We start from the raw sequence: 12,161 nt of genomic DNA on the forward strand, positions 1-12,161 counted from the left end.
TTTCAGTCGAACTATTCGTTCAACGGAACATCGAGAGAATATAGAACGTGACCTTTTTTTTTCATAACTTGCGGAGATTTTAAAAAGAGGAATTCCGGCGTTTCGCCTAGAACCAGCAGCTTCTCGGTACCCTCGACAGCTCGTTGCACTTTGAGATTTTGATCTGCTGAAAATCCTGTCACACGACTTAACAGAACAGGAAACAACTGGTCAAGCGAATCATCTACTTCTCTCTCTTTCAGTTTTAACGTCCCGGTCAAACTGACTGTCGCCCAGGCACCAGATTGATATTGGGGAGAAGAATATAACACGGAGCTGATATCCAGCGATCTGCCACGAAATACCAGGCGATCCTGTTCCTGTTCGAGTTCATATAACTTCGAACCAGCGAGAAAATAAATCTGTTTAGTTCTTGTCGGAAACTTATCATCGATTCTCAGTGCGAGCGCTTCCAGGCCAGATTCGTTTTTTAGTACGGATTCAACTGAGACAGCAAATCCCGTTTTACTAGTTCTGTATTTATGTAAATAACTTTGTGAAGAATTGGGAGGGATTTCGAGGTACATCATTCCCTGCGATCCACTCATGCAGATCCCATTGACAGGAGAAAATTCATTACAGGCTGCATAGAGATGTTCCTCGCCCTCATGTGTAACCTCGTAAGTCCCTCCTGTCACCATTCCCAGACTGGACCATTCACTCAGAATCATATCCTGATCTGGCATTACTGAAGCCAGCATAAGGGAGTGAACCTGGGAGTTCTGATTCGAACTATACTTTCCACTCACATAGAAAATCAGACTGAAAGCCACAATGCCTAGAAAATACCATAAATAATATTGGTGAATTTTGCGGGACAGTCTGGTTACAAGGTAATATCCCGGCCCCACCACCAGTAAATACAGAAACGCGAGAAAGAAATTGAGATACCAGATTCGATGCGGTTTACTCATTTCTGTCAGAGTGGTCAGTATCTCTTCATCACTCATCTGGTAATAAAATATATCTGCATGCGGGTAGTATCCACTATCTGAATTGAAGTAATATCCTTCAGTTAATTTGCCTGCCTGATCTGATAAATTCTTAGATTTCTTCTGTGTTCTCTGAACCAACATATTAATATCGTTCGATGAAAGCTGGTTGATTTTTTGTGGATGTCGAATAATTCTACCTTGCCCATATCTGATCAAAGACGAGTTCTGATCTAATGGAGAAAACGTTTCAGGAAATACTTGATCTTCGCCTTGCGTGTTTTGAAATATATGAAGCGTTCCCCCCAGATAGATCCATTGTATAAAAGCCGTTCTGCGTGCTTTGTCCCACCTGGGAACATGGTCTAATACTACGGCTTCCAGAGAATCTACCGCATCAGTCACTGGAGGAAATATTTCTTCCGGGTACTGCTTAATTCCAGGTAGTCCCCGTTCCAGGCTTCCGGCACTGATAAGCTGTACGATCGCCTTTGTCTCGACAGGTATAGGCGCGAGAAATGATTTTGAATTCTGCTTTGCTCCCTCTTGCCAGGTTGCTGTCCAGTTGGCATTCGATTCTGAAAAGTAGGGATAGAGCTGCACCCATTTCGTATCATGGGGGGCAATGTAAACCGAAGTTGAGACCGCCAAGCCGATCGGCTGTCCCCGAAATGACTCCGGTTGAAAGCGCAGCTCTCCTTCAAACGGAGATTCCTGATTATTTTCAATCAGAAAAGTAACAGGGTTAAAATGATACGCTACAGGACGGTCCTGGAATGACCAGCGAATTTCATGTATTTCCAGTGCGAAAGCCCGTGAAGTAATCAAGAGCAGAGGAAGGACCATAATGTTCTTCCATCTGAATCTGAATTTAATAATTCGCGCCTTCATACTGGAAATCTAATACTCCCCAACCAGATTTCCATCCTGGCGATTGGCCAGACGTTTTAAAATTTCGTAATCGGTTTTCTGGCTGATATAACGTACGGATGCATCTCCCAGACTAAAGTGCGCTCCCTCTGCATGGAAACTTGAAAAGCCTCCCACACGAAGCAAAGATTTGCGATCCTCCGCGGTCAGTTCTTCCGATTCACGTATTCCATCCGGATTGTCGTCTACCATCTCTTCATATTCATCGAAGTAACTATCGGACATCGGATCATTTTGGAACTGATACTCACGTGAATCACCATAGGGAAATGCAACTCGTGATGAGATACGAGATGCCAGGGACTGATTAATTTTGGTGCCCATATTACGCAACGTAGAGGATGTCCCCGAAGTCCAGCTTAAAAAACCACCATCGGCTGTTTCTCCCACAAAAATGGTGTAGGCACGCCCATCTTTCAGGTCCTTTTCTCGAATGCTGCTGTTCAAAAAAAAGACTCCCTGATTATCTGAGTCGATCGGTGCCTCAACGTCATTCTGACAGCCAGCATAGTTATATCCCCCCAGATAACTGGAAGGACACACAAAACAGGTCAGTCTATAGTTCGCAATTTCTGAATTGACTGGGTCATAAACACCTTTCGCAAAATCATAACGCTGAAACGCCACCCGCTCTTCCAGTAAAGGAAGTATCTGAATCACCCAGCCAACATGATAGCCTTGTGGCTGATTCAAAATGGGCCCCTGGGAATTAACCGTCCCTGAGGGAAGCATCAGATGTGCCATCTGATAATTCTGCAATGCAATTCCGAGTTGCATCAGATTATTTTTACAGGTTGTCGCTCGTGCCGCTTCGCGAGCTGACTGAACGGCAGGAAGCAGGAGCGCAATCAGTACCGCGATGACAGCAATCACACACCACAGCTCCATCAATACAAAGCCGGCAGAGTGTGATTTCTTAACTTGTAGAGAGATCATCTATAAGAACCCATTAGCAGGAAATGACCGTCAAAGAAAACTTTCAGCACCTTGAATCAGCTGACTTAAAACTCCGGAAGCAATTGACCATCATGTCGGTTGGCCAATGCCTGATAGACGGTCTCGTCAATGTTTTCACTGAGAAAACGAACACTTCCGTCCCCCAGTCCAAACTGAGCGCCCCCAGTATGATAACTGGAGAAACCACCAACACTAAGTGGATTTTCCACTGACTCAGATTCACCGGCTGCTTCAGTGGACTCTCCTTCCGGATTTCGTGCATCGAACTGAGCTTTACCAGGATAGTAGTTCAGCCCGTTGGCGTTAATACTGGTGCCAGCATTCCTCAATGTGGAACGTGTACCAGAGACCCAGCCTCGTTGATTACCGCCAGCGAATTCACCGACAAAGATTGTTTTGGAAGACCCATCCAGAATTTCGTCGTACCGCACGCTGCTGTTGAGAAACAGAACTCCATTATTATTCACATCAATTGGTGCTTCGATGTCATTCTGCATCCCTGCATAGGTATTTCCCGGAGAAGGGTTCGATGGGCAACTGAGCAACGGAATCTGATACTCGGCAACCTGCTTATTCACCGGGGCATAAACACTCTCTTTAAAATTGAACTTATTGAATGCAACTCGTTCGTCGAGATACGGTAGAATCTGAAGGATCCAACTGACGTGATAACCCTTTGATTCACTGCGCACAGGCCCCGTAGGATTGATTGTCCCGGAAGGCAATACGTTATGCGCCATCTCATAATTCTGAAGTGCGATATTGATCTGCATCAGATTATTTTTACAAGACGCACGATGGGCCGCCTCTCTTGCCTGCTGTACAGCTGGCAACAGTAATGCGATGAGAATTGCGATAATGGCAATCACGACCAGTAACTCAATTAAGGTGAAACCACTCTTTTTATGCGTGTGCTTCAGCTTAGGCAACAAATCTAAATGTGGCATGATCTTCCCTTTAAATCAGACTTTCCTGCGGGGATACATTATTATTATTCTGAGTTTTGACTCTTAACAGTAATTGGCCATTCTCTGATGACGCGCACGCGGTAAATATCATCAGCGGGATAACTCGCCTCTGTTGTGATGATATGTGAGTCTTCCATTTGTCTGTTTTTCTCTACTTTAATGACTACTTCACCTGGATTAACTTTTCCCATCGACTCGATCTCTACTTTCCAGGTTTCGCCATCGTAGTCTGTATCTTGAATCAATCTTCTGACAGCTCTCTGAGCAGCAGCATCTCCCAATGAGGAAGCTTGAAGCAGGTATTGTTGCTGCTTGAGCTGCTTGGCCTCTACTTGACTCTGTTGCAATATTTGACCTACGACCGCTAACGCCAGAATCAGACACAGCATGGGAATGAGCACAAAAGATCCACGCCGCACATGTGTCTTCTGTGCTTTTACTCTATCCGAATACTGATTTGTCGTTTTTCGATATGATTTCATGCTTCACTCTGTCTGCTCTGAATGTTTCTGAATCTGACCGACACGATTCAACTGTGCTTCACACCGGAATAATTGGAAATAAGCTTGCAGAGTTTTATTCTCATGCCCTGTCTCATCTGGAATATTCAGCTCCATAGAAACCAGTTCCTGCTGATTGATTATTTCTGTCTGAAAAGTAACACCTGCCAGCGGGAGTAAATATTCATCCTGTGAGACAAGTTTACCTTCCCTGTGATATTCGCGACGAATTCCTTCACCCGGGGAATTTGTTAAATAAGTGATAGATGTGTTATGGCGCAGTGCCAGCTTAAGTATTTGCTGACTATTCTGTTTAGATATCTCTGCGTTCTGAGCTGTAGACACATCTTCTCTGAACTTGTGCGCGATCTTTTGAAGCACCAGTTTATTCTCAAGGCGTTCTGTTCCCTTCATCTCCACTCGCATCAGGAATGCCAGAGTGGTCACCGCTGCAGTGAACAGAATCGACATCGCTGACATTACTGCCAGCATTTCGATCAACGAAAATCCCTGTCGTAACTTCGCATAAGAATGTCGTTGTATTTTTCTTTTGTCTGATATGATCATGAAACATTCATTCATATAACCAGAGGGTCAGCGTAACAGGATCAACATTTTTCCCGTAGATATTTCTCCAGGAGACTTTGATAGCAACCTGACGGACTCCTGATACTTCGCCATCATCTGTGTTGACTACAGAAAGTTCTACTTGAGGATCATTGAGATCTAACTCCCCAATCAGCGCTGACTGATAATTATTAAGACGCTCCTGACTCAAGTCCTTCCCGGAACTTTCTCCACGAATTCGTTCAGCCAGATTTTCGACCGCTGTGACAACCAGATACCTTTGATCGATGTCTTTCCTCTGCTGGCCAATAACCTTAAACGCGGGAAGTGCCACTACCATAGTTGCCCCCACCAGAATCATCGAGATGAAGGCTTCAAAGAGGGTAAATCCACCTCGATGATTTAAGAGGACCTTTCGTTCTGGATGATTTTTATTGCAATTTCTCATTGGAACTATGACTCAGGAAATTTGGAACAACAGATAAACTAAAGGCATAAACAGAGCTATGACAAAGTAACCGACCAGTACCGCGAGAGTACAAACCAGAACGGGTTTACAGATTTCTGTGAAGTATCTGATTCTGCGAAATCTGCGCTGCTCAATCGTATCAGCCAGGGAACGCAATACTGTGGGAAGATTACCCACTTTTTCAGCAGTCATACAAAGACCTGCCTCTGCACTGGAGAGAACTTTCGCCTCACGTAAAGATTCCCAGAAATCATTACCCTGACGAACTCGTTGAGCAGCTGACTGCGTCCGCACTCTTACATCAGACCAGAGGTGATAATTCCCAATAGAATCCAGGGCGAGAAGAGGAGGCCTCTCGATCACCACGGTTTGCGCAATTTGTCGTAAACATTGGGGTGTATTCAGACGGGGAAACCAGCCCGTAATAAATGGAATATTGAGGTTCGACCAACCGAAGTAATTACCAAAATGTAAAATTGCCAGTACTACTAGTGGCAATGAGAATATTGGAAAGAATAGATAGAAGTACGAGAAGATCACATCGCTAGCAGTCATGAGTGACTGTGTAATTGATGGTAATTCAAAACCGAAATCCAGGAAGATCTTTTTGAACTTCGGAACAATCCAGTACATGATAAACCCAGTGATAATAAACTGCAGCGAAAGAATGATTGTGAGGTATAGAATCAGATTTGCAAAATTCGATTTATCAGAACTGGTACCGAGTTTTTTTGTCGCTCTGACCGCCGAATCCCGTAAAGCAATCCCCGGATTGTTAGTCTTCTCATCGATATTTAATGCCACAATTGCTGACTGGGGTAGCAAACCTGAATTTTCTGCCAGTGCCTCGGAAAGGGATTCACCGGAATGCAATCGGCTGCTGAACCTTAACAATCGGTCCCGGTATCTTCCTTTCTTCGTTTGAGAATAACGATCGATTTCTGCCGCCAGGGGAATATTTTTCTCAACACAAAACGTCATCAGCCAGAGCAGTTCTGTTTCCCGAGACCGCTTGTTTAATGACAGGATATTTAACACACAGCAGAAGACAGCAATCATCAGGATAAAAAAAGGAACGATGTAGATTAATACTGGAATGAAGATCAACAGAGGTAACCCCAGCAAAATCCAACCTCCCGTCCGGATAATATGCAAGCGGTTTTGCATAACTTCTGAGAGACTGTACTCATCTTCCTGATTGATAGAACGCAGTAACTGTAAGCACTGCCATTCCAAATAGATTGTGAAGATATAAATCAAGATTGTTGGCAGAGCGACCAGGGCAGTTCCTAGAATAGTTACTTGATTGGTTACCACAGCAATAATATTAAGCAGAAGAAATATCACACATAGAGCCAGCATGAACAGAGTAAACGCTTTCCAGCAGACTTTGATCAGTTGATTGACTCCCTGATGACCAAAATCCTGCACACGCCGCGCAAGCATGACCGATGTAATTCCTGCTATTGGGAAATAGACAAAGAAAGCCAGACTGAATATCACGCCCAGAAATTCCACGGTCGTCAAACTTTCAAAATGGACTATGAGAGATCATTTAATAATTTGATCATTGGTAAATAGATTGCCACAATCGGAATGCCCAATAAAAACAACATTCCAGATATCAGCACAGGCTGCAGGATGAATATCAGTGTGCCTGTTTTCAAATCTGCTTTGGTCTGATAGATGTTACTGCTGGCATGCAAAGACTCAACGAAGACCTGTGGGTGGTCCTGCCAGCGAAATATATGAATAAAACTTTTCGTAAAATGTGGAGAACTTTGAGCGGATTCCATCAGGCTGAACCCCGCATTGGTCCGTTTAATCAGAACTTCACACCCCGCGATCAGGTTTGGATCACGCGTCATCTGAGCCGCCAACATGAGTGCTTCGGGTAATTTCACCCTGGCATCAATCAGGCCAGCCAGCATGCGGCAGAATTGAGAGATCGAAGTATTACTCAAAATAGAACCAAACACGGGTATTTGATTCAGTAGCCGACGTCTCAAGGCACGTTTCTTCAGAAAATCAAAACTGAACCAGATTAGTGACATCCCCCCAATAACAATGAACGCGATCTTAATTCCATGCTTGGTTAACAGATCAGCGACACTGATCATCAGAACTGTCAACCCGGGAAGCTCAGTGCCGAAGTCTTCAAAAAGCGATTTGAAATTTCCAACGATGATCGTCATCAGAAAGTAGAACAAAATCAAAGAACCAAGAATTAATACGATTGAATAGAAAAAAGATGTCAGCAATTTATGCCTTGCCTGCCTACGCTGTCTCTCGCTGGCAATATAATCTTCAATCACAGACTCCAGTTTTTCTGTACCAGCGGAGACATGAATCAGGGTAGCAAGGTTTTGTGGTACCGATTGCAAATGCCGTTGGAAGGTATCCTCTTGAGATCTCCCCTGCTCCAGGTCTAATGCCATCCTCTGAAAAGTTCGTGCCAGGCTGATTGATGGCGATTCTTCCGCCAGTGTTCGCAAACTGGCGGACAATGGTAATCCTTCTATTTGAGGCTGTTTTTTGTTTCGGATCGAGTCTAGATAATCAGTGCTAACATCCCAAACAGCTTTACCGTAGTCCTCTAATGACTCTCCCTCAAATTCAGTAATATCAACAGCATCACCATCGCTGAATTCTGAATCTGGAGTCTGATCTGACTCTATCAAATCAACTCGAACAATTTTCAGTCCCTGCTCCATCAGCTTGATACGGGCAGACTCATCACTGCGTGCATTCACAAAGCCGCTGACTTCCTGACCATCAGAATTAATACAGAGATAGGAATACTGTTTCATTAGACCGAAGGACTTCCCAGCATTTTTAAAATCTCGACGAAGGGTAAAAAAACGAGCAGTGCATAACAGACTGTAATACCGCCTGCGACTAATACGACTAATCCCACAGGGACGATGTTTTTGATCCATTCAATACGGTTTAATACGCGCGTCTGATAAACACGGGCAATTTCGGACATGATGTCCGGCAGGCGATTTTGATGTGCGGGATTCATCAACATGGATTGAATATATCCAGGTAATTCTGCTGCAGACTGAATACTGCCTTCAATTCCCTCCCCCTGTTCAAGTTTTTCCGCCACTGAACGGAATTGATTGATCATTTTCGAATTGCCCGTACACTCTGCTGCGAGTACGAGTGAATCAGATAAAGGAATATGATATGAAAGCAAAACACCGGCCATTTCCGCAAAAGTGGAATAGTTCATATCGAGCACCAACCTGCGATAGCCGGGGACCCACCCATATGCGATGTTGGTTGCCAGAGATTTCAAACCAGACTGATTAACTTCTCGAGACAACAAGAATGAATGCCGACTGAATTTCCAGCTGAAAAGCAAGGCCAGAAATATCGCAGGAATCAGTATGAACCAGTTCTGGTAAAATCCGAACAGGCTCATGAGCGTATTCATCACTAAAGTATTTTTGAGCTGAAATAGTTCATTCGCGGTGACCAGTTCTGGAAAAATAACGAAGCAGACAAACAGCGAAAGCATAAAGGCGATAATCAGAATTATCGCTGGATAGATCAATGCTGCTCCGAGTTCGCGTCGCAAATCCATCCTGGCGCGAGCAAATGAAGCAAAGGATGTCAGCGCTTCCGGCAAACGCCCCATTTTGATTCCTGATTTGATGAGCGCGACGTAGGTAGACGGTAACTGGATCGCTTCGGACTGGACAGCCTCATCCAGAGAAGTTCCTTCCTCAATTTTTTGCAGCAGATGCCTGATGAAGTTCTGCGAATCCGCTTTCAAATATTTTGCGGCATTTCTGAGCCCTTCATCTAACGGAATCCCAGTACGGACCATCGCAGCCAACTCATCATTGAGATCAGCTAAACTTTCAGCTGATACGCTCTGGGATTTGGGTTGATTCGAGTTCATCATGAATGTTGTTATCTCACCGGCCACCACGACAATATGTGTTCTTGTGTCCATTCTAGGCTGAAATGGTCCGACCCGCCAGCGCAGACCGACAGATGTGATCAAAACAAATCATCTGAAATGTCAGTACTACCTCGGACCTATTTCCCTCTGATGACCCTGTCTCTAAAGGATTTTGTCTATAAACATCGAAAATACACCATTTTCTGTCACCAGAGTCTCTGGGAACCCCCATAAAACTATAATTCTGATTTACGAGAGCAAGTACCCGGCTCGATTACAGTTTACAGATTGAAGACCGCAGATTACAAAGAGGAATAACTTCCAGACCGCACTGGAGTTATTAATATCGATCAGGATGACAGCCAGCTCACAGGCTTGTATTACGGAAAGACCTCCACATGATTCGTACCAAAATTAAAGCAGCACTGCATACCTCCCAGCCCGGCGAAACAATCAAGGTATCCGGGTGGGTCCGCACTCGCCGAGATTCGAAGAGTGGCTTTTCTTTTGTCGAGCTCAATGATGGCAGCTGCATGTCTAATTTACAAATCGTCATCGATCAAAGCGTTCCAGACTATGAAACGCTGATCAAAGATGTCACCACCGGTTCCAGTATCTCAGTCACTGGAAAAGTGAATGAATCACCGGGTAAGAATCAGCGAATAGAGCTGCACGCTGAATCGTTTATTCTGTACGGAACTGCAGACGCTGAAAGTTACCCTCTCCAGAAGAAACGACACAGCTTCGAGTTTCTCAGAGAAATTGCCCACCTGCGTCCCCGCACCAATACCTTTGGAGCCATTACCCGCGTCCGCAATGAAGCCGCGTATGCAATTCATCGCTTCTTTCAGTCCAGGGGGTTTGTCTATATTCAGACTCCGATTATTACCACCAGTGACTGCGAGGGAGCAGGCGAAATGTTTCAGGTCACGACACTCAACCTGGAACGTCTAGCGCAAGTTCAGACCGAAATCGACTTTTCTCAGGACTTTTTCGGCAAACCAGCATCTCTGACAGTCAGCGGTCAACTGGAAGCAGAGATTTTTGCCACCTCACTCGGTGAGTGTTATACCTTCGGCCCAACATTCCGTGCAGAGAATTCAAATACATCCCGTCATCTCGCTGAATTCTGGATGATTGAGCCTGAAATGCCCTTCTATGATCTTGAAGACAACATGGCACTCGCAGAAAGTTTTGTCAGAACTGTCATAGGGGATGTTCTGCAGAACTGTCCTGAAGACATGGAGTTTTTCAACCAGCGTATCGATCAGACTACATTAGAAAAACTGCACAACATCACTGAAAACGAATTCATTCGGCTCTCCTATACCGATGCCATCGAGATTGTCAAATCCTGTGGAAAGCAGTTTGACTTCCCCATCGACTGGGGCAGTGATATGCAGTCCGAACATGAACGATACTTAACTGAGGAACACTTTAAGCAACCCGTCATCGTTTACAATTACCCCCGAACGATCAAACCCTTCTACATGCGTTGCAATGACGATGGTAAAACCGTCTGTGCTATGGACGTACTTGTTCCAGGTGTCGGTGAGATTATTGGAGGAAGTCAGCGCGAAGAACGCTACGATGTTCTCATTGATCGTATGCGGGAAGGAGATCTAAACCCCGAAGACTACTGGTGGTACACCGACTTAAGGAAGTACGGTACAGTCCCTCATTCCGGCTTCGGACTCGGGTTTGAGCGTTTGATTCAGCTACTGACCTCTATGACTAATATCCGTGACTGTATCCCCTTCCCCAGAACTCCTAAAAACGCGGAATTCTGATCCGGCAAAATCATTTAGACTGCCCCTGTAGATGTTTTTGGAACCACTCGACGACAGCCTGGCTGGCACGCGTCTGGTCATCCCCTTTAAAACCATGAGCCGCCTTTTCAATAACCAGTAACTCAGCCGGGACATTTTTCTCCTTAAACTGCTGCATGATGTTTTCACTATGGCTGATGGGAACCAGTTTGTCCTGGTCGCCATGAATCAACAGAGTCGGCGAATCATCGGGAGTGACTTGCAGAAGTGGGGAGAAATCATCAGCGAGTTCCTTGTCAAACTGTAGTGCAGGAAACCGCTGGTAATAGGGAGATGTTTCTTCAACGAACTCACGCAAGTCAGTAGGAGGATAATAGGCAGCAACTGCAGCCACACGATCACTCTGTTGTAACACCTTATCTTTTGCGTCCGGTTCCCCCTGATCCGATGTCGTCCCCAGTATCAGCGATAAATGCCCTCCGGCACTTCCCCCCCATACCCCCAGTCGGTTGGGATCGACACCGTATTCTTTCGCATGCAGACGAATGAACCGCACACTTCTTCTCACATCCTCGACCACTTCCGGGATTTTGAATTTAGGGCTGCTGCCATGCCTGATACAAAATACTGTAAAACCGCTATCTAATAATGGCTTAAACCACGACAACATATTTTGAGGCTCCGTCCAGCGCGAATACCATCCGCCACTAACCATGAAAAGTACGCCAGCGCCGTTCGGCTTCTCGGGTTGGAACACATCGAATGTCAGTGCCATTCCAAATTTATGCCCATAAACGACGTCCGGAATTATTTTGACTTCTTCTTCCGCCTGAGCAACTGACTGCGCAGGCATAACTAGTGAAAAGAGTACTAAGGTAACGAATAAGATTTTCATTTGTTGGTTTCTTCAGGCAATTCATACCCATTTGAGGTTAAGGTGAATTCCACTTGTTTCACTCTAAGCGATGTTGCGTTAAACCTTAAAACAATCAGGTAAAACTTCAGCAGTTCACTTTATCCACGTGTTATTTGATTATCTTGACTTACCCCCGCAGATCGCAAGGATTTCCGAAAATAATTCGTGGGTCAATATGCTGTTCTCCAGAGAGCTTTC

Annotated in this window: 11 protein-coding genes; 1 reads left to right on the forward strand and 10 read right to left on the reverse strand. The window is 45.0% G+C overall.

Translation table 11 applies throughout. The annotated features are described in order from the left end of the window. Positions 1-11 precede the first annotated feature (11 nt). From HG66A1_RS29660 to HG66A1_RS29700, 9 genes are all read right to left on the reverse strand, one after another. Positions 12-1,817 carry a hypothetical protein gene (locus HG66A1_RS29660; protein ID WP_145192853.1) on the reverse strand — a complete coding sequence of 602 codons (1,806 nt, stop codon included), beginning with the start codon at positions 1,815-1,817 and terminating at the stop codon, positions 12-14. Between the two features lie 54 nt (positions 1,818-1,871). After that, positions 1,872-2,837: a DUF1559 domain-containing protein gene (locus HG66A1_RS29665; RefSeq protein WP_145192854.1), complete on the reverse strand. Its 966-nt coding sequence runs from the start codon at positions 2,835-2,837 to the stop codon at positions 1,872-1,874. A gap of 65 nt (positions 2,838-2,902) precedes the next feature. Continuing rightward, positions 2,903-3,805: a DUF1559 domain-containing protein gene (locus HG66A1_RS29670; RefSeq protein WP_145192856.1), complete on the reverse strand. Its 903-nt coding sequence runs from the start codon at positions 3,803-3,805 to the stop codon at positions 2,903-2,905. 44 nt (positions 3,806-3,849) lie between these two features. Next, on the reverse strand, positions 3,850-4,308 hold the full coding sequence (locus HG66A1_RS29675) for a hypothetical protein (protein WP_145192858.1): 459 nt from the start codon (positions 4,306-4,308) through the stop codon (positions 3,850-3,852). A gap of 3 nt (positions 4,309-4,311) precedes the next feature. After that, positions 4,312-4,893, reverse strand: a complete 582-nt coding sequence (locus HG66A1_RS29680; RefSeq protein ID WP_197996865.1) for a type II secretion system protein J — start codon at positions 4,891-4,893, stop codon at positions 4,312-4,314. Positions 4,894-4,900: 7 nt separating this feature from the next. Next, positions 4,901-5,341, reverse strand: a complete 441-nt coding sequence (locus tag HG66A1_RS29685; RefSeq protein ID WP_145192862.1) for a Tfp pilus assembly protein FimT/FimU — start codon at positions 5,339-5,341, stop codon at positions 4,901-4,903. 12 nt (positions 5,342-5,353) lie between these two features. Then, the gene (locus HG66A1_RS29690; RefSeq protein WP_145192864.1) at positions 5,354-6,880 is read right to left on the reverse strand and encodes a type II secretion system F family protein; all 1,527 of its coding nucleotides are present in this window, start codon (positions 6,878-6,880) and stop codon (positions 5,354-5,356) included. A 23-nt stretch (positions 6,881-6,903) separates the two neighbouring features. Continuing rightward, a complete protein-coding gene (locus HG66A1_RS29695) occupies positions 6,904-8,172 on the reverse strand; it encodes a type II secretion system F family protein (RefSeq protein ID WP_197996866.1) in 1,269 nt (422 codons plus the stop codon). Continuing rightward, positions 8,172-9,380 (reverse strand): type II secretion system F family protein, encoded by a 1,209-nt coding sequence (locus HG66A1_RS29700; protein WP_145192868.1) that lies wholly within the window; start codon positions 9,378-9,380, stop codon positions 8,172-8,174. The genes HG66A1_RS29695 and HG66A1_RS29700 overlap by 1 nt, the downstream gene beginning before the upstream one ends. Positions 9,381-9,676: 296 nt before the next feature. Between HG66A1_RS29700 and asnS the strand changes: the two genes are divergently transcribed. After that, positions 9,677-11,068 (forward strand): asparagine--tRNA ligase, encoded by a 1,392-nt coding sequence (gene asnS, locus HG66A1_RS29705; protein WP_145192870.1) that lies wholly within the window; start codon positions 9,677-9,679, stop codon positions 11,066-11,068. A gap of 10 nt (positions 11,069-11,078) precedes the next feature. Here asnS and HG66A1_RS29710 read toward each other — a convergent pair whose 3' ends face one another. Beyond that, positions 11,079-11,942: an alpha/beta hydrolase family protein gene (locus tag HG66A1_RS29710; RefSeq protein ID WP_232106707.1), complete on the reverse strand. Its 864-nt coding sequence runs from the start codon at positions 11,940-11,942 to the stop codon at positions 11,079-11,081. Positions 11,943-12,161 lie beyond the last annotated feature (219 nt).

The organism is Gimesia chilikensis (assembly GCF_007744075.1).
In the GTDB taxonomy this organism is placed as follows: Bacteria; Planctomycetota; Planctomycetia; order Planctomycetales; family Planctomycetaceae; genus Gimesia; species Gimesia chilikensis_A.